This is a genomic window from Leptothrix toolikensis (SeqCode) (genome assembly GCF_057922285.1).
Genome location: NZ_JBYSVC010000001.1, coordinates 67,491 through 92,235, shown reverse-complemented (window position 1 = coordinate 92,235; position 24,745 = coordinate 67,491). Strand labels below are relative to the sequence as shown.

Genomic DNA, 24,745 nt, shown 5'->3' with positions numbered 1-24,745 from the left:
ACACCGACAGCGAGTACGTGCGCAACGGCATCATGACGTGGATCCACGGCTGGAAGAAACGCGGCTGGAAGACGGCCGACGGCAAGCCGGTGAAGAACATGGATCTGTGGCAACGCCTTGAAGCGCTCTCCACTTTGCACAGCATCGACTGGCGTTGGGTCAAGGGCCACGCGGGGGACCCGGGTAACGAGCGCGCCGACGCGTTGGCGAATCGAGGGGTCGAGGAGCCCGGCGGCCCGCGTTGAGGCGTGGCAAACTTCCGCGCCTCCTTAACTCCTGCTTTGCACCCTTGGACAAGATCCTGCTTCAGATTGCCGCCGAACTCTCCGTTCGCCCGGCGCAAGTCAACGCTGCGGTGCAGCTGCTCGATGGCGGGGCCACCGTGCCCTTCATCGCCCGCTATCGCAAAGAAGCCACCGACGGCTTGGATGACACCCAATTGCGCGACCTTGAAGCGCGCTTGGGCTATTTGCGTGAACTCGAAGAACGCCGCGCAGCGGTGCTGAAACTGATCGACGAGCAAGGCAAGCTCAGCCCCGAGCTGCGTGCCGCCATCGAAGCCGCCCCGACCAAGCAGGAGTTAGAAGACCTTTATCTGCCCTACAAAACCAAGCGGCGCACCAAAGGCATGATCGCCCGCGAAGCGGGGTTGGAGCCGCTGGCCGACAAGCTGTTTGCCCACCCCGCGCTCGACCCGCAGGCTGAGGCCGCAGCCTTCATCCAACCGGAGGCTGGTTTTGCTGACGTCGCAGCGGTGCTCGACGGGGTGCGCGATTTGCTCTCCGAGCGCTGGGCCGAAGACGCCACCTTGGTGGGCCGCTTGCGGGAGTGGCTCTGGAGCGAGGGGCTTTTGCAGTCCAAGCGGGCCAGCGGCAAGGACGAAAACAACGCCGACGTGGCCAAGTTCCGCGACTATTTCGACTACAGCGAACCCATCCAGCGGGTGCCTTCGCACCGCGCTTTGGCGGTGTTCCGGGGCCGTACCCTGAACATGCTGGACGCCAAGCTGGTGATCGATGAGGTCTTGGTGCCTGGCCAAATTTCGATGGCCGAAGGCCGGATCGCCATTCATTTGGGTTGGAGCCATGCCAAGCGGCCCAGCGACGATCTGATCCGCAAGACCATCGCTTGGACATGGAAGGTCAAGCTCTCTTTGAGCTTGGAGCGCGATCTCTTCACCCGGCTGCGCGAAGCCGCTGAAGGTGTGGCGATCAAGGTGTTTGCCGAGAACCTGCGCGATCTGCTCTTGGCTGCGCCGGCGGGCAAGCGGGTGGTGATGGGGCTGGACCCCGGCATCCGCACCGGCGTGAAGGTCGCGGTGGTGAGTGACACCGGCAAGGTGCTCGATACCGCCACGGTCTACCCGCACGAGCCCCGTCGCGATTGGGAGGGCTCCCTGCACACCTTGGCCAAGCTCTGTGCTACCCACGGTGTCAACTTGATTGCCATCGGCAACGGCACCGCCAGCCGCGAGACCGACAAGTTGGCTGCCGATCTGATCCAGCGCCTCCAGTCCTCGCCCGTTCGCCCTGAGCCTGTCGAAGGGTCAGCGGTCGGTCTTCAAAAAGTCGTGGTGAGCGAGGCGGGCGCTTCGGTCTACTCGGCGAGCGAATTCGCCTCGAAAGAGCTGCCTGATTTGGATGTCAGCTTGCGCGGTGCGGTCTCGATTGCGCGGCGCTTGCAAGATCCGCTGGCTGAGCTGGTCAAGATTGATCCGAAGAGCATCGGCGTGGGCCAGTATCAGCATGACGTGCATCAAAGCGGCTTGGCGCGCAGCTTGGACGCGGTGGTCGAAGACTGCGTGAACGCGGTCGGCGTCGATCTGAATACCGCCTCTAGCGCCTTGTTGGCGCGTGTTTCAGGTCTTTCAAGCACCGTTGCCGGCAACATCGTGCGCTGGCGCGACGCGCACGGCGCGTTCCGCAACCGCAAACAGCTGCTGGATGTGAACGGTTTGGGGCCCAAAACCTTTGAGCAATCCGCCGGCTTTTTGCGCATTCCCGGCGGCGAGAACCCGCTCGATAACTCGGGCGTCCACCCCGAAACCTACCCGCTGGTTGAGAAGATGCTCACCCAAGCGGGCAAGCCTTTGCCCGAGTTGCTGGGCCGCAGCGAGGTGCTCAAAACCTTGCGCCCTGAGATGTTTGTCGATGAACGTTTTGGGGCGATCACCGTCAAAGACGTCTTGGCCGAGCTCGAAAAGCCGGGCCGCGATCCGCGTCCTGATTTCAAGGTCGCACGCTTGGCCGAAGGTGTGCAAGACCTGAAGGATTTGAGCGTCGGCATGGTGCTGGAAGGTACCGTGAGCAATGTGGCGCAGTTCGGCGCTTTTATCGACTTAGGTGTTCACCAAGACGGCTTGGTGCATGTCAGTCAGTTGTCGAACAAGTTCGTCAACGATGCCCGTGAAGTGGTCAAGACCGGCGACATCGTCAAAGTCAAGGTGATGGAAGTCGATCTGGCGCGCAAACGCATCTCGCTCACCATGAAGCTCGACACGGCGGCACCGCGCGGTGCTGCACAGGCCGTTCATGATCGGCCTGCGCCATCACGATCAGCATCACCCAGCGCAAAAAGAAGCGCTCCGCAGGCGGCGAACCCGGGGAGCGCGATGGCCGCCGCCTTTGCCAAGTTGCAAGGACGGCGCTGAGCAGCGCGGGGAGGGCGTCACCATGCCAACGCACCGCCTTACCCCTCGCATGCGCACGCTGCTAACCAGCATGGCGCGCCGCAAGCAGCCGCCGATCCATAGGCTCACGCCCGTGCAGGCGCGCACCCTTTATGGTGCGATGGCGGAGGTGTTGGACCTGCCTCGCGCACCGCTGGCGCGGGTTGAGGCAGTCGAAGTGCCCATTGATCACACGCATGGCTGTGCGGCGCGGCTTTATGCCCACCTTGCTGAAGTCGGCAACCCTTTGCCGGTGCTGCTCTATCTGCACGGTGGCGGTTTTGTGCTGGGTGGGCTGGAAACCCATGACAGCTTGTGTCGCCAAATCGCTTTGCGCAGTGGGGTCGCGGTGCTGGCTTTGGATTACCGCCTCGCCCCCGAGCATCGTTTTCCTGCTGCGGTGGAAGACGCTTGGGGCGCACTGCACTGGCTGGTGCATGGCGGGGCGGCTTCTTTGGGGCTGGATGCTTGCCGCATCGCCATCGGTGGTGACAGCGCCGGGGCGACGTTGGCGGCGGTTGCTGCCTTGATGGCGCGCGATGCCGGCCTAAAGATCGCCTTGCAGCTGCTCATCACCCCGGGCACAGCAGCGGATCTGGACAGCGCTTCGCATCGCCAGTTTGGCCAAGGTTTCCTGATCGACCGGGCCTTGCTGGACTGGTTCTTTGCCCATTACATCGACCCCGAGCAGCGCCGTGACTGGCGCTACGCCCCGCTGCACGCCGACGATCTGGACGGTGTGGCCCCAGCGTGCTTGGTGCTGGCCGAGTGTGATCCGCTGGTTGATGAAGGCCTGGCCTACGCCGACCGGCTGCGCATGGCCGGTGTCCCGGTCGAGCTGGATCTGGTCAAGGGCGTGACGCACGACTTCATCAAGATGGGGCGGGTGATTGAACAAGCAGGGCAGGCGCTCGACGCCTTGGCCGGCGTGCTCGCCCGGGCGCTCAGCCCATGTCCAGCCAACCCGCGCTGAAACGCTCGGTGACCCTCGGCCCCAGCCGCTGTGTCGGCAGGTTGGCTGTGGCCATATGGATCTGCTCAATCTGCGGTTCGCTCAAACCTTGAGGGTGCGAGAAGACTTCCATCCACGTGGTTTTTGCCGAGTTAGCGTTTTCGCAGCGTTGCAGCAGACGGCTCTGCAAGCCGGGAATCAGCTGGCCCAACCGGGTGTGGGCGGCGGTCACTTCCTGATGCACGGCGGCTTGGCTGTCGTTGGGGGTGTGGTGGGTGTGGTAATAGCTGTACAACTCGGTCGTGTGGTGTGGCGTGTTTTGCGGCATGTTTTGCTCAGGTGTGAAAAGCATCACGAACAGGTGTAAAGGGGGCTTGCCATGAGGCTGCGAGTGAAGTGCGACTTCTTGCCGACTTTGGAAATCGGGGCAACGATCTCGTTACGTCTAGCGGATTCCTGCACAGTTTTTACCTCTTGTGGGCTCGCGCTTTGGGTCGGGGATGTCTACAGTGAGCCCATCGGATCACGTGATCCAGCCCCATTCAAAGCCATTTAGTCAAGGAGCATCACCATGGAAGTCCAAGCCATCAACCCGTTTGCGATGATGATCGACCCGCAAGCGGTGCTGCAAGCGGTTGAGCGCTCAGAACGGCTGCAACGGCTGCAACGCCGGGTTTGCCGGCCGCTGGATGAACGTTTGGACTACATGGATGGGCTCGACATGAAAGAATTTGATTGCTTGGTGCATGCCAAGTCGGTTTTGTCCGGTCTGATGCCGCTGGGTGGCATTCATATCGACTGAAAGAACTCCTCTCCGGGTGACTTGGTTTTGCGTGGCAGTGCGCAAAACAGCGAGTCTCCGGTTCCAACGGCTGACCATGGCAACATCGTCAGCCGTTTTTTTATGTTTCGAGGAGAGTTGTTGTCATGGCCATCCGACCGATCTTGAAAATGGGCGATCCACGCTTACTGCGTATCGCCCAAGATGTCACCGTCTTTGACACCGCAGAGCTGCACGCGCTGCTCCAAGACATGGAAGACACCATGCACGCGGCCGGTGGCATCGGCTTGGCAGCGCCCCAAATCGGGGTGGATTTGGCGGTGGTGATTTTCGGCTTCGAGCACAGCGAGCGCTATCCCGAGGCCCCCGCCGTACCACGCACCCTCTTGATCAATCCCGTTATCACGCCCTTGACCGAAGACGGGCAGGTGCTGGGCTGGGAAGGGTGCCTGTCGGTGCCGGGTCTGCGCGGCGAGGTGCCGCGCTGGAGCCACATCCGCTACAGCGGCTTTGACCTGCAAGGCCAGCCGCTGGAGCGTGAGGTGAGCGGTTTCCACGCCCGGGTGGTGCAACACGAATGTGATCACCTCATCGGTCAGCTGTATCCGATGCGCATGATCGACTTGAGTCGCCTGGGTTTTACGGAGCAGAACCCGGCTTCATAAGGCGCGGGCTCAAGGGGCGATCAAGGCATTGATCTGATTCAAGTCAGCGGGGGTCAGCGTCCCAGCCACTTGGCGCAGCTTGAGGCTGGCCACCAACACATCGTTGCGCGCTTTGCTCAAGTCACGCTGAGTGCTGTAGAGCTGAGTCTGGGCATTGAGCACATCCAAATTGACGCGCACCCCTACTTTGTAACCGAGCTGGGTCGCTTCCAAAGCCAGTTTGCTGGAGGATTCAGCCGCCTCCAAAGCCTTGACTTGGGCTAAACCCGACTGCACCCCAAAGTAGGCTTGGCGGACCCCTTGGGTCACGGCACGACGCGCAGTTTCCAGATCGTTGCGCGATTTTTCTTCAAGGCCCACGGCTTCGCGGGCTTGATTGGTGATGGCGTTGCCCGCGTAGAGCGGCACATTCAAGGTCAAGCCGATCTTGGCGCTGGTGCTGGTGCCATCACCGCCAGAGAACAGCGAGCCGCCGTTGCTGCTGGTGTTGTGCGCGGAGGAGGCCGAAGCGTCCAGACTCAAGGTGGGCAAATGGCCCGATTCGGTGCGGCGGGTTTCGAACTGCGCCACTTCATAGCCCGCCCGGGCCTTGCGGACCATGGCGGATTCTTCGACGTGCGCTGTCCACGGGTCCACGTCATTGCCGACCAAGGCCGGCAAGACGACGGGCTGAGCCAGCGGCTTGGGTTGGATGTTGGTCTTGCCGACCAGCTGATCCAAAGCCAAGCGCTTGGTGCGCAGATCGTTGTCTGCGGCCAAGACTTGGGCGGTGGCCAAATCGAAGCGCGCCTGAGCTTCACGGGTGTCGGTGATGGTGGCGCTACCGACTTCAAAGTTGCGCTTGGCCGAAGCCAGTTGCTCAGAGATGCCCTTTTGACTGGCTTGAGCGGTGTTGAGCACCTCTTGAGCGGTCAAAACATCAAAATAGGCTTGCGACAGACGCACGATCAGGTCTTGCTCGGCGCTATCCAGATCGGCCTTGGCCACATCCAGCAACTTGTAAGCTTTGTCCGAAGTCAGCGAATTGCCTCGGTTGAACAGTGGCTGCGAAGCACTGATGCCCACCGATTGGGTATTCAGACTGGTGGCACCCCGAGCAGGCGTGTCGCTTTGAGTGCGTGAGACCCCAGCGTTCAAACCCACCGTGGGCCGAAACAGCGCATCGCTTTGCGCCACCTTGTGGGTGACTGAATCCGTTTGGGCCTGAGCACCCAGATAACCCGCGTCGTAGCTGCGGGCGATCTCATAGAGCTCTTTGAGACTTTGCGCGCTGGCTTGGGCTGAAAACGCCAAGACAAGGCTGGCGGCCAAAAGATGCAAGGGCCTTGGGCCGGCCTTGGCGACGTGACTGACGACATGCATGGGAACTTCCTTTTTGCTCATCTGATACCTACTAGGGTATTTTTACACAACCCATCAAACCCATCATCCGTACACATCGGCCCAAGGGTTTGGGGCTCAGAACTTGAAAGTGGATAGGGGGGTAGCGCCATCCAGCGGTGCAATCAGCGCGTCGAACAAGGCTTCGGTGCGCCACTCGGTTTGATGGATGCGGGTGATGCGTACCGCTTGCATGACCGGATCGGTGCCCACGATGGCCACCAGACGGCCGCCGACTTTGAGTTGATTCAAAAGGGTCTCGGGGACTTCATGGACCGAGCCAGACAGCAAGATAGCGTCCCACGGTGCTTCAGCCGCCGCTTTATCGTTCAAACCATCGCCGGTGCGGATCTCGACATTCGAGAGGCCTGCGCGGTACAGGTTGTCGCGTGCGATAGAGGCCAGCTCAGGGCGGATCTCAACACTGACCACTTTTTGGGCGCGATGACCCAGCAAGGCCGCCATGAAGCCCGAGCCTGCGCCGATCTCCAACACCTGCTCGTGCCGTTTGGGGGCCAGTTCTTGCAGCAAACGGGCCTCAACACGTGGGGCCAGCATGCTGCTCGCCCCCGGCAGCGGGATCTCGACATCCATGAAGGCCAGCTCTTTGCAAGCGCTGGGCACAAAATCCTCGCGCTTGATGACCGACAGCAAGGACAGCACCGAGGGCTCCAGCACATTCCAGGGGCGGATTTGCTGTTCGATCATGTTGAAGCGGGCTTGTTCGACATTCATGGCGGATTCGAGTCAGTTGGGTGGAAGGGAAGCGCCATTTTAGTGACGGCTCTGACGCCGACGACGCACCCACATGACCAGATCGTCGAGGTAGCAATAGATCACCGGCACCACCACCAGGGTAAGTACTGAGGAAGTGATGACCCCACCGATCACCGCTTGGCCCATGGGCGCACGCTGCTCAGACCCTTCGGTGAGCGCAAACGCCAGCGGCACCATGCCGAACACCATCGCCAGCGTGGTCATCAAGATCGGACGCAAGCGCACCTTGGCGGCCAGAAGCAGAGCCGCATCACGCTCCATGGGTTTGCCGGACAAGTTGTTGTGGTCGTCTTCCAGATGCACATCGCCCTTGCGTGCCCGAATCGCAAAGTCGAGCAGCAAGATGGCGTTTTTGGTGACCAACCCCATCAGCATGACGATACCGATGATCGAAAACATGTTGAGCGTCGAGCGGAACATCAGCAGTGCCAGCACCACGCCGATCAAGGTTAGGGGCAGGGCGCTCATCAGCGCGATGGGTTGCAAGAAGCTGCGGAATTGCGAGGCCAGAATCATGTAGATAAAGATCACGGCCATGGCGAGCGCTGAGACGGCGTAGCCAAAGCTCTCGGCCATGTCCTTGGTGGAGCCACCAAAGCGCCAGCGCGTGCCGGGTGGGAAGCTGTGTTGCTCCAGCACCTTGCGGATATCGGCCGAGACTTCGCCCATCGAGCGGCCATAGACGTTGGCGTTGATTTCCACTTCGCGCGTCATGTCGCGCCGGTTGATCTGCGGTGGGGTGCCGTCTTCACGCAACTCGGCCACTTGGTCGAGCCGGATGATGCGGGCACTGCCATCAGCGTTTTGCCCGGCCACCAAACCCATGCGGCGCAAATCAGCCGCGTCATCGCGCGATTCAGGGGCCAGCAGCACCTTGACATCCAAGTTCAGATCGTCACTGGCGCGCCAGTTGCCAATCGTTTGCCCGGCCACCAACGCACGCAGGCTGTTGGTGATGCTGCCCACCGACAAACCCAGATCGGCGGCCGCATCCCGCTTGACGTCGATGGCGATGGTGGGCTGATTCGGTTTGGCGCTGGTGTCCAGATCGACCAAACCGGGGATGAGGCGCAACTTGGTGCTCAAGGCTTCGGACTGGCGCTTCAAATCGGCCAAGTCACTGCCTTGAATGGACAAAATGATCGGCTTTTGCCCGCCCATCGAGTCCATCGCCCCGACGTGCGTCACGGTGATGCCGGGAACATGCGACAGCCGCTCACGCAAAGGGCCGGTGAGTTGATCTTGGTTGAGCTTGCGGTCCTTGCGATCCACCAAACGGATGTAGATCTGGGCGTAGATCTTGCCCTGTGCTTGGCCGGTGTTGATGGTGCTGAGGGTGTAACGCACCTCGGGCATCTCACGGATGATGGCTTCGACTTGCTTGGCGCGGGCTTCGGTCACTTCAATGGAAGAACCCACTGGGGTGTTGAAGCTGACGTAGGTTTCCGAAAAGTCAGCCTTGGGGACGAACTCGCTGCCCAGCACTGGGATCAAGACAAAACTGCCAATCAACGTGGACCCGGCGATGCCGAGCGTGGCCAATTTGTGCTTCAGTGACCAACCCAGGGCGCGTTGATAAACCCGGCCGATGGCGTGCGAGAACTGATCGACCGCATGCGTCACGCGGCCGATGGTGCGGTCATAGAGGGTGTTGGGCTTGAACGCCGCACCGTCGGCGTGGATGCTCGGGTCGTGCCAGATGGAGCTGAGCATCGGGTCGAGCGTGAAGCTGACGAACATCGAGATCGACACCGCTGCCACGATGGTCACGCCAAATTCGTGGAAGAACTTGCCGATGATGCCGCCCATGAAACCGATCGGCAGGAACACCGCCACGATGGAGAGGGTGGTAGCCAACACCGCCAAACCGATTTCTGCGGTGCCGTCGAGCGCAGCGCGATGCGCATCCTTGCCCATCTGCACATGGCGCACGATGTTTTCACGCACCACGATGGCGTCGTCGATCAAGAGGCCCACACACAAGCTCAAAGCCATGAGCGTGATCATGTTGATCGAGAAGCCGAACCAGTACATGAACAAGAAGGTGCCGATCAAGGCAATCGGCAAGGTCAGGCCCGTGATGACGGTCGAGCGCCACGAGTTGAGGAACAAGAAGACGATACCGATGGTCAGCAACGCGCCTTCGATCAAGGTGCGGCGCACGTTGTTGACCGAGACACGGATCGGGCGCGAGTTGTCACGCACCACATCGACACTGATACCGGCCGGAATTTCTCCGGTCTTTTTGAGCTCCACCACCGCGTTGTTCAGGCCATCCACCACCTCGATGGTGTTTTCGCCCTGGGACTTGAGCGCGTCCATCACCAGCGAACGCTGACCGTTGTAGAGCGCGAGCGACTCCACTTCGGCCGGGCCATCGACGATGCGGGCCACATCGCCCAGCCGCACCAAGGTCTGACCCTTGCGCGCCACGACGATTTTGGCGAAATCTTCGGGGCGCTCAATCCGCCCCTTGATCTGCACCACGCGTTCGCGTTCTTTGGCGCGCAAGGAGCCAGCGGGCAGATCTTGGTTTTCGCTGCGCACGGCGGCCGTGATTTGCTCGACGCTCACGCCGGCGGCTTCCATGGCATCCGGGCGCAGATACAAATTGATCTCGCGCTTGATGGCCCCCACCAAGGCCACCGAGCCCACGCCGCGCACGTTTTCTAGGCGCTGACGCAAGGTCTGGTCAGCCCAAGTCGAAAGCTGCATGGTGTTGTAGCTTTGGTCGGGCGAGCTGATGGCCAGGGTCCAGATCGGCCGACTGGCCGGATCAAAGCGCATGACCTTGGGCTCTTTGACCTCTTCACGCAAGATGGGCTTGAGGATGGCGAGTTTTTCGCGCACATCGTCGGCCGCCTTGCGGCTTTCCATCGACAGGTTGAACTGGATGATCACCACCGACGTGCCGGCGTAGCTGCGCGAGTTGAGCTGGCTGATGCCGGCAATCGAGTTGACCGCTTCCTCGACCTTGCGGGTCACTTCGGTTTCAACCACCTCGGCGGATGCGCCGGGGTAATCGACCGCCACCACCACCGTGGGGAAGTCCACGTCCGGGAACTGATCAACCTTGAGCCGCTGGAATGAAAACAAACCCAGCACCACCAAGGCCAGCATGACCATGGTGGCCATCACCGGATTACCGATGGAAATACGTGTAAACCACATCGAAGTGCCCCTGAAAACTTGGTGTTGTATGGATCAGTTCGATGCAGCCGATGCAGCCGATGCAGCCGATGCAGCGGGCAGGGCGGTTGGCGGCAGCTTGGCTGGCGTGCCATCGCGCACCGTGCCCAGCGTGCCTTTGAGCACCGCTTCACCCGCCTTCAAGCCGCTCAGGATTTCAACGGCTTCTTCGCTACCCACCAGCCCGCGTACACCGACGCTCACCTCGCGGTGCATCAGCCGCGTACGGCCAGCGGCGCTGGTCTCCAGCACGATCACATAGGGCTTGGGGTCATCGAGGCGCAGCGCCGAACGCGCCACGGTCAAGGCTTGAGACCGCGAGAGCTCGACGGTGCCCTTGGCAAAAAGTCCGGCGCGTAAACCGCTGGTATTTGGCAGGGACAAATACACCAGCACTGAACGCGTCCCGGCCTGAGTGGCTGGGTTGATACGCACCACCCGCGCCTCGACTGGCGTGCTCAGGCCTTCCACCTGCAACTGCGCCGTGGTGTTGAGCTTGACGGAGCCAGCGTCTTCCGGGCTCAGGGCCGCTTCGAGTTCGAGACTGGATAAGTCCACGATTTCTAGCAACTTGGCATCCATCGCCACCCGTTCACCGGGCTGCGCTAGGCGCTGAGAGACTTGACCGCTGATGGGCGCACGCAAAACCGCATCGCTTTGCGCCTTGCGGGCCAGATCAACATTGGCCTGGGCGGCTTGCAAATTGGCTTGAGCGGCTTGATCGTTGGCCAAGGAAGCTTCAAGCGCGGTCGAGGAGATGAACCCTTGCGCCACCATGGCCCGGTTGTTGTCCAGCTGTCGGCGGGCAATGTCGGCTTGAGCGCGTGCGGCCAAGGCGGTCTGTTCGGTTTGACGCAAACGCAAATCCAGCTCGGCGGCGTCGAGGCGGCCCACGATCTGCCCGGCATGGACGCTGTCCCCCTCACGCGGCCCCAAGGAAAGTAATTCGCCCCCTGAGCGCGCTTTGACCAAGGCTGAGCGCACCGCACGCAGGCTGCCCGAAACCGCCACAGTGCGAACCAATTCGTGCTCATCGGCTTGAATCATGTCTGAGGCCACCAGATCAAGCGCCACCGGAGCCGCACTGGCTGCTGCGAGTACCGCCGCCGCCGCAGTGCCTGTGGCAGCGGGGCTTGATGAAGCCCCCTTCGTCATCATGAGACGACCCAAACCGGCCACCACCACCACGGCAGCGACGATCAAACTGAGACGCAAGGTGCGATTCATCAGAGGTATTCCAAAAAATTAGAAGGGGGGTAGGGCCGTGGCTGTGCGGCCTACAGGGGTGTGGGAAGAACAAAGACCGGCGAGCACCAAGTCGAGGTGCGCTTTGACGAACCGATCTGGATCAAAAGGCAGGCGATGCTGGAGATCAAAGCAGCCCAGCGAGTGTTTGTGGATGCAAAGCATCACCAGCGGCAGCGTGATGGAGCGTACCGCCATGCCGACATCCACGGGCCTGAATTCACCCTGATCGATGCCGCGCTGCAACAAGTCGGCGACGATTTTTTCACCGGGTCCGACGATCTCTTGTTGATAGAAATCGGCCAACTCCGGCACGTGATGCACCTCGGTCATGATCAGCTTAAAAACGCCCGAAGCGGCGCTGTTAAGCAGCCTCAACCAGCTTGGCGGCAAAAGGGTGCGTAAAGCTTCAGCACAAGAACCGTGGAACTGTTCGACTTCCAAAATGCCGGCGGTGATTTCGGTGCCGATGAATTGCCGGATCACTGCCTTGAGCAACTCGTCCTTGCTGGGGTAGTACAGGTACAAGGTGCCCTTGGAGACGCCCGCCCGATGGGCGACTTCCTCGGCTCGGGTGGCGGCATAGCCTTTTTCGACGAACAGGGACAGGGCCGCTTCCAGAAGCTCTTGAGGGCGTTCCACCTTACGACGTTGGTGCGTCGTCGCGGGGCTTGGGCAGGGGGGGATGTTCACAGCTTGATTCTAAGTGACTACACAGTCAGTAATATTTCCAAGATGTTGCGGCATGATGCAAATTTCTCAGGTCTTATTCCCATCATGAGCATCTCAAAATCTTCCTACGCACCCACTCGTCGTGATGTTTTGCATCTCCTTGGTCTTGGTGGTCTGGGTGGCACCTTTATCTTTAGCGCGGCCAGCTTGAGCGGTTGCGCTGGCGGACTAGATCACCTCAAAGGCTATGAAATGAGCTTGGAGAGCCTGCGCGAATCGATGGCGGGCTTCTTTCCGCTCAGCCGGCGCATGCTCGAAATCTTTGATGTGGGCTTGGGTGTTCCCAAACTGGCGTTGCAACCCGCCAACAATCGGATTGGCACTGAACTGGATATGTCGGTGGGGACCGAATCCATGTTCTTGCGCAAAAGTTTCACGGGCAACTTTGGCATCAGCAGCGGCCTGCGCTACGAGCCGACGGATCGCAGCCTGCGGCTGGCCTCGGTGCGTTCAGACAAACTCAGTTTGAGCGCTGTGCCTTCGGCGCTGGCACCGCAAGTGCAGCGCATCGGGGGGTTGCTTGTTGAGCAGGTGCTGGAGGGTTACACCGTCCACAAGCTGCCCGACAAGCTGGTCCAAGGGCTCGATACCTTGGGCGTTCAGCTCGGGGCCATGAAGGTCTCCAACACTGGCGTGGGTTTCAACTTCGTACCGAAGGCCTGAAACAACGTTAAGACGCCCGGCCGAGCACTTCTGGATTCAGGATGTGCGTCGGCGTGCCGTGGATGAAATTGAGCACGTTGTCGAAGGCTGAGTCGAAGTAATTCTCGAAGTTGTCGAGCTCGACGTAGCCAATGTGGGGTGTACAAACCGCGTTTTCGAGCCGCAGCAAGGGGTGGCCTTGCAAAATGGGTTCGCTTTCAAACACATCCACAGCCGCCATGCCGGGGTGGCCGCGATTGAGGCCGGCCACCAAGGCGCTGTCTTGAATCAACTCGGCGTGCGAGGTGTTCACAAACAGGGCTGTCGGTTTCATCCGGGCGAAGTCTTCCAAGGTGATCAAACCGTGCGTGTTGGGCGTCAAGCGCAAATGCACACTCAAGACATCGCTGGTTTCGAACAAGGCCTCGCGGCTATCCGCCACTGAAAACCCATCATCGACGGCTTCTTGGCGCGAGGCGTCGCTGCCCCAAATCTGCACATCCATACCGAAGGCGCGACCATAACCCGCCACCAAGCGACCAATGCGCCCGTAGCCCCAAATCCCAAGTGTTTTGCCTTGGAGCGTGCTGCCGAGGCAAAAATTGGGTGGCATAGAACCGGCTTTAAGGCCCGATTGCTGCCACGCCCCGTGCTTCAAGTTACCGATGTACTGCGGCAAGCGGCGCATAGCCGCCATGATCAGTGACCACGTCAACTCAGCCGGTGCGACGGGGCCACCAAGGCTCTCGGCCACGGCAATCCCTAAGCGCGTGCAGGCTTCGACGTCAATGTGATCACCGACGCGGCCTGTCTGGGCGATGAGGCGTAATTTGGGCAGCTTTTCAAGCAAAAGACGCGGGAAGTGCGTGCGATCACGGATGGCCACGATCACTTCGGCTTCTTTGAGGCGCACGGACAACTGACCAATGCCTTTGACGGTATTGGTATAGACCTTCGGGTTGTAGGCTTCCAGACGCTTGGCACAGCGTAATTTGCGTACCGCGTCTTGGTAATCGTCCAAGATGATGATGTTCATGGGCTCTTACGTGTAAGCCCCCGATTGTGCCTGTGATTTCTTCTTGCTTAAGCCCAGCTAGAGCCTCCATCTGAGTGTATGCAGCATTGTCAATGCATGACGATGTATATTATGTCAAATTTATACTGGATTTCGGCGCATTTTGCGCACCTTGAACCGCGCCGAGCTGGCCCCTTCAGCATTCGATGAGCCCAGTGCCCGCTTGCTGGCTTGCGCCTCGTGCAGCTGGTTCATGACTTGATGCAGTTGGGCTTGCGCTACTTGCTCGCGATCCTCAAAACGCTGCTGCATCGCGACGGCGTCTTTTTGTTGGGCGATGCGTTCTTGGGTCAGCCGCTCCACCTGTTGTTGCGATTGCAAGGCCTGTTGTTTATGGGCCTCACGGGTGCGCTCCAACTCAAGCTGCCAGTGGCGTTCTTGCTCCAAGCTGCGCTGCGCCAGTTGTTGACGTTCTTCGATCAAGGCGGTGCGCTCTTTCTCGCGCTGTTGCTGCAACACATTCAGTTGCGCATCCAGAGAAGCCGCACGCTGGGCCGCTTCAGCCCTTTGTTGCTCAGCACCATGCAGCGCGCGCTCCAACCCTTCTTGGCGAGCCGCCATGTGCTGCGCCTTCAGCTCTAACTTGTCTTGCGCTTGCTTTAAATCCTCAGCTTGTTGAGCCAAAGCCGCGCGGACCTCGCTCAGGCTGGCTTCCACTGCGCTGCGCGCCGACGTCAACGCCAGCTGCCAAAACGTCGATGCCGCCAGCGTAAAGGCCTCATCCGGGTTGGTGGTCGTGCCTACCTCATCAAAACTTCCAGCCAAGCGCCCTGCCCCTGATTTGTTCTGCCCGGTGCTGCCCGCTGGTTCGAGTCGCGCGCCCAAGCTGGCAAACCAGCCGTCCAGATGTGGGCTCACGGTGTTGGGCGATCCCCGGCCGATTTTGAGGCGCACCCGCTCGATGGTCGGCCGTTCGCCGGCCTGAAGCAGTTCGTCGGCAGCCTGCCAGACATCGTTGGCGGTGATTCCTCGGCTCATGGCGATTCCTTGTTGTGCAAAACTAACTTTACTCACGATAATGAATGCTTATCGCGACTTAAATTCCATCATGTAATTGTACACATAACAAATAATACGTACTACATATGAAATCAAACAAAACATCGGTGTTGATCCCTTTGCCCACCCTGGCCACCTTGGATCTCAGCTTGTTGATAACGGGTTCTGAGCAGGCTTTGCGCGCCTTGATGCGTGAAGGTGAATCACCGCACACACGGCGCAGCTACCAATCGGCCTTGCGCTACTGGATGGCATGGCATGCGCTGCGTTACGGCCAGCCCATGGCGGTGCCCGTCGAGGCGGCGGTGGTGGTGCAGTTCGTGCTCGATCACGCCGGACACCGCAGCAGCGATGGCAGCGTGCGGCGGGAGTTGCCGCCCGAACTGGGTGAAACGCTCAAAAGCCAAGGCTTTGTCGGGGCGACAGCCATGCCCACGCTCAACACGGTCATGCACCGCGTGCGGGTGTTGTCGGCCCTGCACCGCGTGCAGGCCCTGCCCAACCCATGCGCCCATGAAAGCGTCAAAGCGCTGTTGCTGCGCACGCGTCGTGCTTTTGCCCGGCGCGGGGACACGGCCGAGCGCAAGCCGGCGCTCACGCGCGAGCCGCTCGAAGCGCTGCTGGCCACCTGTGATGACTCACTGCGTGGCTTGCGTGATCGCGCCCTATTGCTGTTTGCTTGGTCGAGCGGTGGCCGACGGCGCTCAGAAGTTTGCTCAGCCTGCGTCGAAGATCTGCAATGGCTCAGCCCGGAGGAATGCCTCTACGTGCTGCGCCACTCCAAAACCAATCCCGACGGCGCGCAGCGGCCAGAAAATCTCAAACCCATTGCTGGCCGCGCTGCACAAGCGCTGAGCGCCTGGCTAGCAGCCAGCGGTATCCAACAAGGTGCCCTCTTCCGGCGCATTCGAAGGGGTGATGTGATTGCGGAGCCTTTGGCCGACGCCGCTGTACGCGACATCGTCAAGGCACGCAGCCTGCAAGCCGGTTTGAGCGACGAAGGCTATTCAGCGCACTCGCTGCGTAGCGGCTTCGTCACCGAGGCGGCTCGTCAGCAGATTCCCTTGGCCGAAACCATGGCCCTCACCGGCCACCGTTCGGTGGCTTCGGTGGTGGGTTACTTCCGGGCTGGCGAAGCGTTTAGCCGCGCCAGCCGGTTGTTGGATGCCTCAGCCCGCGCGCCGCAGACGGATGTGCGCCACAAAACCGCTGTCAGCGGCATTGGAGATATCGAACTGCCCGCCCATGCGGGTCATGGTCTTGTCCACGATGGCCAAACCCAAGCCCGCACCGCCAGCGTGGGTGCGCGCGGCATCGCCTCGGAAGAAAGGCGTGGTGAGGCGGGACAACATGGCATGGGGCACGCCGGGCCCGTGATCACGCACGCTGACGATGATCCAGTGGCCTGAGCGGGCGTAGGTCACCGAGACATGGGCCACACCGTCGCTGGAGCGGCCATAGCGGCGGGCGTTTTCAAATAGATTGGCAAAAACCCGGGCCAGTTCGGTTTCATCAGCGATCACCCGCGCATCAATCGCCACCCGTGAGGTGATGCGGATGTGCTCGGTGTTGCGCACCGACGCGATCACACGGTCCACCAGCGGCGAGAGCATCACGGGGGCCAGCTTGACCTGGGTGGGTCGAGCGTAGTCCATGAACTTGTCGATAATGGCGTCGAGCTGATCGATGTCCAAGGCCATGTTGCGCCGGGCTTCCTCGTCAGCGACGCTGATTTCGGTTTCAAGGCGCATGCGTGCTAAGGGGGTGCGCAGATCGTGCGAGATACCCGCCAGCATCACGGCTCGGTCTTCCTCGATCTTGGCCAGCTCACGCGCCATGCGGTTGAAGCCCCGGTTGAGTTCGCGAATTTCGCGGGTCGGGGTTTCTTCATCAAGACGCGAACCGAACTCACCCTCGCGGATGCGACTGGTGGCGATGGAGAGTTGGCGCAGCGGCTGGTTGATGATGCCGGCGATCAAGGCGGAGCCGCCCAGGGTCAGCAACAAGGTCAGCCCAATCACCGCCATGGTGGTGCGACCCGTCATGGCGGACTGCACCCGGTTCTGATCGGCCTGCAACCAGTAGTTGTCGGACTCGATCAAGAAGCCGACCCATAACCCTGTGGTGCCATTGACGCTGGAGGCCACGATCGTTTGCGGCCCCAGCCTTGAGCGCAGCTCGGCACCGATGGTGCGCGTGAAGCGATCAATCTCGAAGGCTTCCCACTTGTCCTCGGGCTCACGCGGTTGCAAGCGCACTGCTTCTTGCTCGGCGATGTTTTTGACCAATGACAAGCGGTTGAGCTGATCGGTGTAGCGCAGCGCAGCTCTTGAGAGGTTCACCAAGCTGGCGATTTGCTGAGCGGCTTGTACGCCACGCGGCTCCAGTTCGAGATAGCGCAGGGTGTAGACCCAGCCCAGAATGCCCGAGCCCAACATCACTGACAGCAGCAAGAAGGTGCGCCAGAACAAGCTCATCGGGAAACGTCGCAACACAAAGCGCAGCAGCGACGCAGGCAAGCTCAAGACAGCAGCGGGCTCATTTTTCACGGCAGAAGGGCTGGACATCCGCACCTCAGGCTGTGCCGTCCGGCACGAAGACGTAGCCCACGCCCCAGACCGTCTGGATATAGCGCGGCTGGGTCGGATCAGGCTCAATCATCTTGCGCAGACGGGAAACCTGCACATCCAAGCTGCGGTCAAAGGGCTCGAATTCACGCCCACGGGCCAGCTGGGCCAGCTTGTCGCGGCTGAGCGGCTGCCGAGGATGGCGTACCAGCGCCTTGAGCATCGAGAATTCACCCGTGGTGAGCGAAATCACTTCACCGTTCTTGGTCAAGCGACGCAAGGCCAAATCAAACTCAAACGGACCGAAGGTGACGCTTTGGGCTTCACGCGACGGGGCACCGGGTGCTTCTTGGGCGGGCCGGCGACGCAGCACTGCGTGGATGCGGGCCAGCAGTTCGCGCGGGTTGAAAGGCTTGGGCAGGTAGTCGTCAGCGCCGACTTCGAGGCCCACGATGCGGTCCACATCTTCGACCTTGGCCGTCAGCATGATGATCGGCGTCGAATCGTTGGCCGCACGCAGACGCCGGCAGATCGACAGGCCATCCTCACCCGGCAGCATCAGATCAAGCACGATCAGGTCGATCGTTTCACGCGTGATGATGCGATTGAGCGCTTTCGAATCTTCAGCCAGAAGGACTTCAAAGCCTTCTTGCGTCAGGTAGCGCCGCAGCAAATCGCGGATACGCGCGTCATCATCGACCACAACAATGCGGTCAGTACGCTGGGGATTGGTGTTTGACATAGCTGCCTCCAAATATGTAACGGGCGCATTGTGCGCAGAGCCTGCCGATTATTTAGGCATCCTGACCGCCTGTTACATATCTTGCGAGCCCTTGGTGGGTGCCATCCACATTTGTAACAGCACCCACCGAGAGGGTCATCGCCCAAAGGTCATTGCGCGGTCCAGCCGCCGTCCATGTTCCAAGCCACGCCGCGCACGTTGTCGGCGGCCGCAGAACAGAGGAAAACGGCCAAGTCACCCAACTGTTCCGGGGTGGTGAATTGCAGCGAGGGCTGCTTCTCCCCCAGCAAGCGGCGGGTGGCTTCTTGGATATCGACGCCTTCCTTGGCAGCGCGCATCTCGACTTGCTTTTGCACCAGCGGTGTCAGCACCCAGCCTGGGCAGATGGCGTTGCAGGTCACGCCGGTGGTGGCGTTTTCGAGGGCAACAACTTTGGTCAGGCCAATCACACCGTGTTTGGCGGCCACATAAGCGGCCTTTTGGGTCGAAGCCACCAAGCCGTGGACCGAGGCTACATTGAGCACGCGGCCCCAGTTTTTGGCTTTCATGCCGGGCAAGGCCAAGCGGGTGGTATGAAAAGCCGAGCTGAGGTTGATCGCAATGATGGCGTCCCAGCGATCGACCGGGAAATCTTCGACTGCGGCCACATGCTGGATGCCCGCGTTGTTGACCAAGATGTCTACGCCGCCGAACTCAGCTTGCGCGTAAGTCATCATGGCTTCGATCTCGGCGGACCGGCTCATATCGGCACCGTGATAGCCCACACGCCCGCCCAAGGCGGCCACTTCAGCTTTTGGGCCTTCGGCATCGCCAAAGCCGTTCAGAATCACGTCCGCGCCTTGACGGGCCAAGGCCAAGGCGATCCCTAGGCCGATGCCGCTGGTTGATCCGGTGACGAGTGCAGTTTTGCCTTTGAGCATGGTGAATCCTCTTATCTAATCAGAACTAATCGGAAGCTACAGAAGCTGGAACCCTTCATTATCGACACCGGCCTTTCAGCCACCTTCCGGCCAACTTTCTCCATCCAACTTTCTTGTACGGGTACCCATGACTCACCTACAGCCGAGCTTGCGCCATGTTTCATGTCTCGATCCCAAAGGCCTGCACCGCATGGCGTACTGGGAATGGGGTGACCCGGAAAGCCCCCGGGTGGTGATGTGTGTGCATGGCTTGTCCCGTCAGGGGCGCGATTTCGACGTGCTGGCCCGCGCCTTGGTGGCCGAAGGCTTTCGGGTGATTTGTCCCGACGTGGTGGGACGTGGTCACTCTGACGGGTTGCGTGATCCGGCCGGCTACGTGGTCCCGACCTATGTGGCCGATATGGTGACCTTGATCGCCCGGCTCGACGTGCAGGAGCTGGCTTGGGTCGGCACTTCGATGGGCGGGCTGATCGGTATGGCCTTGGCCTCGCTACCGGGCTCACCCATCAACAAGTTGGTGCTCAACGACATCGGTCCAGTGATTGAAGCGGTGGCTTTGCAGCGCATCTCGGCCTACCTTGGCGACCCAACGCATTGGCCGAGCATCGAGGCTGCGGCCGAGGCCTTGTGGGAGGTTTCCAAGACCTTTGGTCCACATACCGCTGAGCAATGGCTGGAGCTGTGCCGTCATCAACTCAAGCCGGTTGAAACGGGTGGTTATCAGCTGCACTACGATCCGGCGATTGCTTTCCCGCTGCGTCATATGACGCTCGAAGCGGCTCAGCTCGGGACCGCCGTTCTTTGGTACGCCTACGATCAGATCAGCTGCCCCACCTTGTTGTTGCACGGGGTGGAGTCCGATCTACTTTCGCCAGCCACGGTCATCGAGATGGGCCAACGCGGACCTCGGGCGCACTGTATCGAGGTCGAAGGCGTGGGTCATGCTCCGACCCTGATTCAACCGGATCAGGTCCAAGGGGTTGTCCGATTCCTGACCCTTGCCGATGTTCTGACGGCTTGAAAACCATGCGTTTGCCCATGCAAGAGGCCCTCCTCCCCATTGTTGAGCTGGCGACCGATGGCCCTGAGACCGCCACGCATCTGGCGCGTGCCCGTGCTTTTGCCGAGCCACTGCTGACTGGGCGGCATTTCGACACGGACGAAGATGCCCTGGAGCATGCCGATGGGGTGGCCGAGATCTTGCGCGCTATGGGTGCCGCGCCCTCGCTGCGTGCTGCGGTTTATCTGGTCTACGCGGGCGAATTCCTGAGCGATCCCGAAGACGTGGTGACCCAGGCTTTTGGGCCGTCTTACGGTCATTTGGTTAGCCACACCCGCAAGCTGGTGCAAGTTCAGCGCCATGCGCGCGGGGCCATGGCCGAAGACCCGGGTGCCCAAGGTCAGGCAGATCAGCTCGAGCTGGTGCGCAAGATGCTCTTGGCCTTCTCACGCGATCTGCGCGTGGTGTTGCTGCGATTGGCCTCTCGTTTGCAAACCTTGCGCCACTACGCGGCGACCAAAAAACCGTGCCCGCCGATGCTGGCGCGTGAGGCCCAGCAGATCTTTGCACCGCTGGCGAACCGACTGGGCATTTGGCAGATCAAGTGGGAAATGGAAGATCTGGCCTTCCGTTTTCTGGAGCCCGAGCAATACAAACGTATCGCCAGCTTGCTGGACGAAAAGCGCGTTGAGCGCGAAAGCCGCATTGAGGCTGTGCGCTGCCAACTCATCGAGACCTTGGCCCAAGTGGGTATCACTGCCCAAGTGCATGGCCGCCCGAAGCATATCTACAGCATCTGGAAAAAGATGCGCGGCAAGCAGCTTGAGTTTGCCCGCGTGCTGGATGTGAGTGCGCTGCGCGTCATCGTGGTCAGCGTGGATGACTGCTACGCCGCCTTGAGCCGGGTGCATGAACGCTGGCAGCCGCTGCCCGACGAGTTCGACGACTACATCGCTCGGCCTAAATCGAATGGCTATCAGTCTTTGCATACCGTGGTGCTGACGGATTCCGGTGTCGAGGGTGCTGCGGCTGTGCCGGTGGAAATTCAGATCCGCACCTTGGCGATGCATGAGCATGCGGAGAGCGGCGTTGCGGCTCACTGGGCCTACAAGGAAGCCGGCACCAAAGGCTACGCCGGGGTGAGCGCAGCCGGTGACTTTGAGGACCGGGTCGCCTTGGCGCGTCGCGCGGTGTTGCATCAGCTCTTGGCGTGGGAGCGTGATGCGGTGCAAGCGGTGGCCGAGACGATTCCCGCCCAAGGCTTGTTTGAGGACCGTATCTACGTCTTTACCCCCCAAGGCAACATCGTTGAACTCACGGCCGGAGCCACGCCGATTGACTTTGCCTACAGCCTGCACACCGATCTGGGCCATCGCTGCCGGGGGGCCAAGGTCAATGGGGTGATGGTGCCGCTGCAAACGGCCCTAGAAAGCGGCCAGACCGTGGAGGTCAGTGCGGTCAAGGAGGGTGGCCCGTCCATGGACTGGCTCAACCCGCAACTGGGATACCTGCGCAGTACACGGGCGCGCACCAAAGTACGGGCTTGGTTCAACGCTCGGGCACAGCTTGAAACCATCGCTCGGGGCCGAGAGGCGGTGGAGCGGCTGCTTGCCCGCGAAGGCCGCACGGCCTTGAAGCTCGAATCGCTGGCCGAGCAGTTGGGTTTTGAGCATGCGGACGCCTTGTTCGAGAAAGTGGGCAAAGACGAGTACCCGCTGCGCAATATCGAGAACCTGCTGCGCCCCCCTGCGCCACCGGCGGCTGACAAGAACGTCTTGATCCGGCGCTCACGCATGGGCGATGGGGCCAGCGCTGGCGTGCTGGTGGTGGGTGTGCCTGCGCTGATGACGCAACTGGCCCGCTGTTGCCGCCCCGCGCCCCCTGACCCGATTCGGGGCTATGTCACCCGGGGCAAGGGTGTGGCCGTGCATCGGGCGGACTGCCCCAGTTTTCGCCAGATGGCTTTGCAAGCCACCGAACGCGTGCTGGCGGTGACCTGGGATGGCGAGGACCACGTGGCTGATGGCGTCCTCTATCCCGTCAACGTGTCGATCTTGGCCGCTGATCGTCAGGGTTTGCTGCGTGACATCTCCGAAGTCTTCACCAAGGAGAAGATGAACGTCACAGGCGTTCATACCCAGAGCATCAAGGGCACGGCTTGGATGACTTTCACGGTTGAAGTGGCTGATGTGGCCCGGCTTTCAAACGTCCTCACGCATGTTGCTCAGGTCTATGGGGTGCAGAGCGTGCGTAGAAAATGAAGTTTTTTCATCAGTATGCTTGACGAAATGCATTTCCATGCTATAGTTCAAAGCTCTTCAGGCGCGTAGCTCAGCTGGTTAGAGCACCACCTTGACATGGTGGGGGTCGTTGGTTCGAGTCCAATCGCGCCTACCAAAATTTGCTGAAGATCAAAACGGCACCTTGATTCAAGGTGCCGTTTTTTTGCCGTTTGTGCCATTTGTTCGTCCATTGTCTATTGCTTGGAGCCTTTGCATGACGACTTCGAAGAGTTTGCGGGTCTTGAAAAAATACCCGAATCGTCGGCTCTACGACACCCAAACCAGCAGCTACATCACCTTGGCGGATGTCAAACAGATGGTTCTGGATGCTGAGAACTTTGAAGTCCGTGACGCCAAGACCAGCGAAGACATCACCCGCAGCATCCTGCTCCAGATCATTCTGGAGGCTGAATCAGGTGGCACGCCGATCTTTACCGCCAACATGTTGGCGCAGGTGATCCGCTTCTACGGCAACACCATGCAGGGTTTGATGGGGACGTATCTTGAGAAGAACCTGCAAACCTTCATCGACTTCAACAAGCACCTGACCGATCAAACCCTGGCTTTGCCGGAGGCGGCGGTACCCGGTGCGAATCAAGAAGCGTGGACGCAGTTCATGACCATGCAAGCGCCGGTGATGCAGACCCTGATGTCGAGCTACATGACCGGCTTGCCGGGTTTCACTTTGCCCGTGGTGCCGCCGAAGCGTTCAACCAAGGCTTGAGCGTCGGCCAGAGCGTGGCCAAGATTTTGGGGTGCGCTGCTTGGACTGGATGAATCCGGTCGGCTTGAAACCAACGCAGCGGCTCGGCATCGTCGGCAATCCCCGCCAAGAAGAACGGCACCAGCGCGGTGTGTTCGCTGCGTGCCACCTTGGTGTAGAGCCCAGCAAAACCTTCGGCGTAGCTGCGGCCGTAGTTGGGCGGCACTTGCATGCCCAGCAGCATGACCTTGGCACCCGCTTGGCGAGCCATGCGGGCCATGGCGGTTAAGTTGTCGTCGGTTTGAGCCAGCGGCAAGCCGCGCAGGGCGTCGTTGCCACCCAGCTCCACGATCACATGACTGGGCTTGTGACGTTCCAGCAAAGCCGCAAGCCGCGCCCGCCCACCTGAAGTGGTGTCGCCGCTGATACTGGCGTTGATCACCTCCACCGAGCCCATCGACCCAACTTGGTCCTTGGTTTCTTGGAGTTTTTGCCCCAACAGCGCAACCCAGCCGGTGCCGCGTTCCAAGCCGTACTCGGCGGAGAGGCTGTCGCCGACCACCAACAAACGCTTCGCCGCGTGGGGTGTTGTCCCCGTTGGCGTGGCCGCTGTGGTGCTGAGCGGTGACATCAGCGCCAAGCCCCCAAGCAGCATCGCGATACAGTGCCGCCGACGCACCCCTGAGATAACGAGATAAGGCTGTTCCATCGTGTCCATCATGCAAGACAAGTTCATTCCTACGACAACGCCCGCTGCCATCGACGTTCGCCGGCTCAGCAAGCAAGTCGAAGATGCCGGCGGATGGCTGACCATCCTGCACGACATCGATTTTTCGGTGGCGGAGCGCGCCTCGGTGGCCATTGTCGGGGCATCGGGCTCAGGCAAGAGCACCTTGTTGGGTTTGTTGGCTGGGCTCGACACCCCCAGCCAGGGCGAAGTGCGCATTGGGGGCGTCGATCTGTTCAGCTTGGACGAGGATGCGCGTGCTGCGCTGCGCGGGGAGCGCATGGGTTTTGTCTTCCAGAGCTTTCAGCTCATGGGCCATCTCACGGCGTTGGAAAACGTCATGTTGCCGCTGGAATTGCGCGGCGAGCGCCAAGCACGTCAACTGGCCACCGAGATGCTCGCGCGGGTGGGCTTGGGCGAACGTTTGAGCCACTACCCCAAGGTGCTTTCGGGCGGCGAGCAGCAACGGGTGGCCTTGGCGCGCGCCTTTGTGGTCCAGCCGGCGGTCTTGTTGGCCGATGAACCCACCGGCAGCTTGGATCACGCCACCGGCGAAGCCGTGATGGCACTGATGTTTCGCATGAACCGCGAAATGGGCACCACCTTGGTCATGGTGACGCACGATCGGGACATCGCTGCCCGCTGTGATCACCAGATTCGCTTGGAAGCGGGTCGGGTCGTCGTCTGACTGTTATCTGA

At 60.6% G+C, this 24,745-nt stretch carries 22 protein-coding genes, 1 tRNA gene and 1 pseudogene; 12 read left to right on the top strand and 12 right to left on the bottom strand.

The window, feature by feature from the left end; translation table 11 throughout:
- The 3 genes from AC3VI7_RS00440 to AC3VI7_RS00430 all read left to right on the top strand — a co-directional run.
- A partial coding sequence (locus tag AC3VI7_RS00440; protein ID WP_489671362.1) for an RNase H family protein occupies window positions 1-245 on the top strand: 245 nt, incomplete at its 5' end.
- A gap of 44 nt (window positions 246-289) precedes the next feature.
- Window positions 290-2,650 (top strand): Tex family protein, encoded by a 2,361-nt coding sequence (locus tag AC3VI7_RS00435; protein ID WP_489668977.1) that lies wholly within the window; start codon window positions 290-292, stop codon window positions 2,648-2,650.
- Between the two features lie 49 nt (window positions 2,651-2,699).
- Complete coding sequence (locus tag AC3VI7_RS00430; RefSeq protein ID WP_489668976.1) at window positions 2,700-3,641, top strand: alpha/beta hydrolase; 942 nt, start codon at window positions 2,700-2,702, stop codon at window positions 3,639-3,641.
- On the opposite strand, the gene AC3VI7_RS00425 is transcribed toward AC3VI7_RS00430, so the two are convergent.
- Window positions 3,613-3,972 (bottom strand): DUF4936 family protein, encoded by a 360-nt coding sequence (locus AC3VI7_RS00425; RefSeq protein WP_489668990.1) that lies wholly within the window; start codon window positions 3,970-3,972, stop codon window positions 3,613-3,615. The genes AC3VI7_RS00430 and AC3VI7_RS00425 overlap by 29 nt on opposite strands.
- 219 nt (window positions 3,973-4,191) lie before the next feature.
- On the opposite strand from AC3VI7_RS00425, the gene AC3VI7_RS00420 reads away from it, so the two are divergent.
- Both AC3VI7_RS00420 and def read left to right on the top strand, forming a co-directional pair.
- Window positions 4,192-4,422 (top strand): hypothetical protein, encoded by a 231-nt coding sequence (locus tag AC3VI7_RS00420; protein ID WP_489668975.1) that lies wholly within the window; start codon window positions 4,192-4,194, stop codon window positions 4,420-4,422.
- 125 nt (window positions 4,423-4,547) lie between these two features.
- Window positions 4,548-5,066: a peptide deformylase gene (def, locus tag AC3VI7_RS00415; protein ID WP_489668974.1), complete on the top strand. Its 519-nt coding sequence runs from the start codon at window positions 4,548-4,550 to the stop codon at window positions 5,064-5,066.
- Window positions 5,067-5,075: 9 nt separating this feature from the next.
- Here the strand turns inward: def and AC3VI7_RS00410 are convergent, their stop codons facing one another.
- The 5 genes from AC3VI7_RS00410 to AC3VI7_RS00390 all read right to left on the bottom strand — a co-directional run bounded on the left by AC3VI7_RS00410 (window position 5,076) and on the right by AC3VI7_RS00390 (window position 12,350).
- Entirely contained in the window at window positions 5,076-6,428 is a 1,353-nt protein-coding gene (locus AC3VI7_RS00410) for a TolC family outer membrane protein (protein ID WP_489668973.1), read from the bottom strand.
- A gap of 96 nt (window positions 6,429-6,524) precedes the next feature.
- Window positions 6,525-7,181, bottom strand: coding sequence for a protein-L-isoaspartate O-methyltransferase family protein (locus tag AC3VI7_RS00405; protein WP_489668972.1), 657 nt, complete (start codon window positions 7,179-7,181; stop codon window positions 6,525-6,527).
- A 39-nt stretch (window positions 7,182-7,220) separates the two neighbouring features.
- The gene (locus AC3VI7_RS00400; protein WP_489668971.1) at window positions 7,221-10,394 is read right to left on the bottom strand and encodes an efflux RND transporter permease subunit; all 3,174 of its coding nucleotides are present in this window, start codon (window positions 10,392-10,394) and stop codon (window positions 7,221-7,223) included.
- Window positions 10,395-10,427: 33 nt separating this feature from the next.
- Window positions 10,428-11,639, bottom strand: a complete 1,212-nt coding sequence (locus AC3VI7_RS00395) for an efflux RND transporter periplasmic adaptor subunit (RefSeq protein WP_489668970.1) — start codon at window positions 11,637-11,639, stop codon at window positions 10,428-10,430.
- 18 nt (window positions 11,640-11,657) lie between these two features.
- Window positions 11,658-12,350 carry a TetR/AcrR family transcriptional regulator gene (locus AC3VI7_RS00390; protein WP_489668969.1) on the bottom strand — a complete coding sequence of 231 codons (693 nt, stop codon included), beginning with the start codon at window positions 12,348-12,350 and terminating at the stop codon, window positions 11,658-11,660.
- A gap of 84 nt (window positions 12,351-12,434) precedes the next feature.
- Here AC3VI7_RS00390 and AC3VI7_RS00385 point away from each other — a divergent pair, with 84 nt between their 5' ends.
- Window positions 12,435-13,052 (top strand): hypothetical protein, encoded by a 618-nt coding sequence (locus AC3VI7_RS00385; RefSeq protein ID WP_489668968.1) that lies wholly within the window; start codon window positions 12,435-12,437, stop codon window positions 13,050-13,052.
- A 7-nt stretch (window positions 13,053-13,059) separates the two neighbouring features.
- Here the strand turns inward: AC3VI7_RS00385 and AC3VI7_RS00380 are convergent, their stop codons facing one another.
- The gene (locus tag AC3VI7_RS00380) at window positions 13,060-14,067 is read right to left on the bottom strand and encodes a D-2-hydroxyacid dehydrogenase family protein (RefSeq protein WP_489668967.1); all 1,008 of its coding nucleotides are present in this window, start codon (window positions 14,065-14,067) and stop codon (window positions 13,060-13,062) included.
- A gap of 120 nt (window positions 14,068-14,187) precedes the next feature.
- Window positions 14,188-15,084 (bottom strand): DNA-binding protein, encoded by an 897-nt coding sequence (locus AC3VI7_RS00375; RefSeq protein WP_489668966.1) that lies wholly within the window; start codon window positions 15,082-15,084, stop codon window positions 14,188-14,190.
- 107 nt (window positions 15,085-15,191) lie between these two features.
- On the opposite strand from AC3VI7_RS00375, the pseudogene AC3VI7_RS00370 reads away from it, so the two are divergent.
- Window positions 15,192-16,220: pseudogene (locus AC3VI7_RS00370) on the top strand (site-specific integrase); the annotation flags it as partial.
- Between the two features lie 54 nt (window positions 16,221-16,274).
- Here the strand turns inward: AC3VI7_RS00370 and AC3VI7_RS00365 are convergent.
- From AC3VI7_RS00365 to AC3VI7_RS00355, 3 genes are all read right to left on the bottom strand, one after another.
- A complete protein-coding gene (locus AC3VI7_RS00365) occupies window positions 16,275-17,582 on the bottom strand; it encodes a sensor histidine kinase (RefSeq protein WP_489668989.1) in 1,308 nt (435 codons plus the stop codon).
- Between the two features lie 97 nt (window positions 17,583-17,679).
- On the bottom strand, window positions 17,680-18,414 hold the full coding sequence (ompR, locus tag AC3VI7_RS00360) for an osmolarity response regulator transcription factor OmpR (RefSeq protein ID WP_489668965.1): 735 nt from the start codon (window positions 18,412-18,414) through the stop codon (window positions 17,680-17,682).
- A gap of 149 nt (window positions 18,415-18,563) precedes the next feature.
- Window positions 18,564-19,334 (bottom strand): 3-hydroxybutyrate dehydrogenase, encoded by a 771-nt coding sequence (locus AC3VI7_RS00355; RefSeq protein ID WP_489668964.1) that lies wholly within the window; start codon window positions 19,332-19,334, stop codon window positions 18,564-18,566.
- 127 nt (window positions 19,335-19,461) lie between these two features.
- Here AC3VI7_RS00355 and AC3VI7_RS00350 point away from each other — a divergent pair, with 127 nt between their 5' ends.
- The 4 genes from AC3VI7_RS00350 to phaR all read left to right on the top strand — a co-directional run bounded on the left by AC3VI7_RS00350 (window position 19,462) and on the right by phaR (window position 23,340).
- A complete protein-coding gene (locus tag AC3VI7_RS00350; RefSeq protein WP_489668963.1) occupies window positions 19,462-20,355 on the top strand; it encodes an alpha/beta fold hydrolase in 894 nt (297 codons plus the stop codon).
- A 5-nt stretch (window positions 20,356-20,360) separates the two neighbouring features.
- Entirely contained in the window at window positions 20,361-22,595 is a 2,235-nt protein-coding gene (locus AC3VI7_RS00345) for a RelA/SpoT family protein (RefSeq protein WP_489671172.1), read from the top strand.
- Window positions 22,596-22,654: 59 nt separating this feature from the next.
- Window positions 22,655-22,731 (top strand) — tRNA-Val (locus AC3VI7_RS00340).
- 99 nt (window positions 22,732-22,830) lie between these two features.
- The gene (gene phaR, locus AC3VI7_RS00335) at window positions 22,831-23,340 is read left to right on the top strand and encodes a polyhydroxyalkanoate synthesis repressor PhaR (protein WP_489668961.1); all 510 of its coding nucleotides are present in this window, start codon (window positions 22,831-22,833) and stop codon (window positions 23,338-23,340) included.
- Here phaR and AC3VI7_RS00330 read toward each other — a convergent pair.
- The gene (locus AC3VI7_RS00330; protein WP_489668960.1) at window positions 23,297-24,040 is read right to left on the bottom strand and encodes an arylesterase; all 744 of its coding nucleotides are present in this window, start codon (window positions 24,038-24,040) and stop codon (window positions 23,297-23,299) included. The two genes, phaR and AC3VI7_RS00330, sit on opposite strands and share 44 nt — an antisense overlap.
- Between AC3VI7_RS00330 and AC3VI7_RS00325 the strand changes: the two genes are divergently transcribed.
- Window positions 24,039-24,734, top strand: coding sequence for an ABC transporter ATP-binding protein (locus AC3VI7_RS00325; RefSeq protein WP_489668988.1), 696 nt, complete (start codon window positions 24,039-24,041; stop codon window positions 24,732-24,734). The two genes, AC3VI7_RS00330 and AC3VI7_RS00325, sit on opposite strands and share 2 nt — an antisense overlap.
- Window positions 24,735-24,745: the final 11 nt, after the last annotated feature.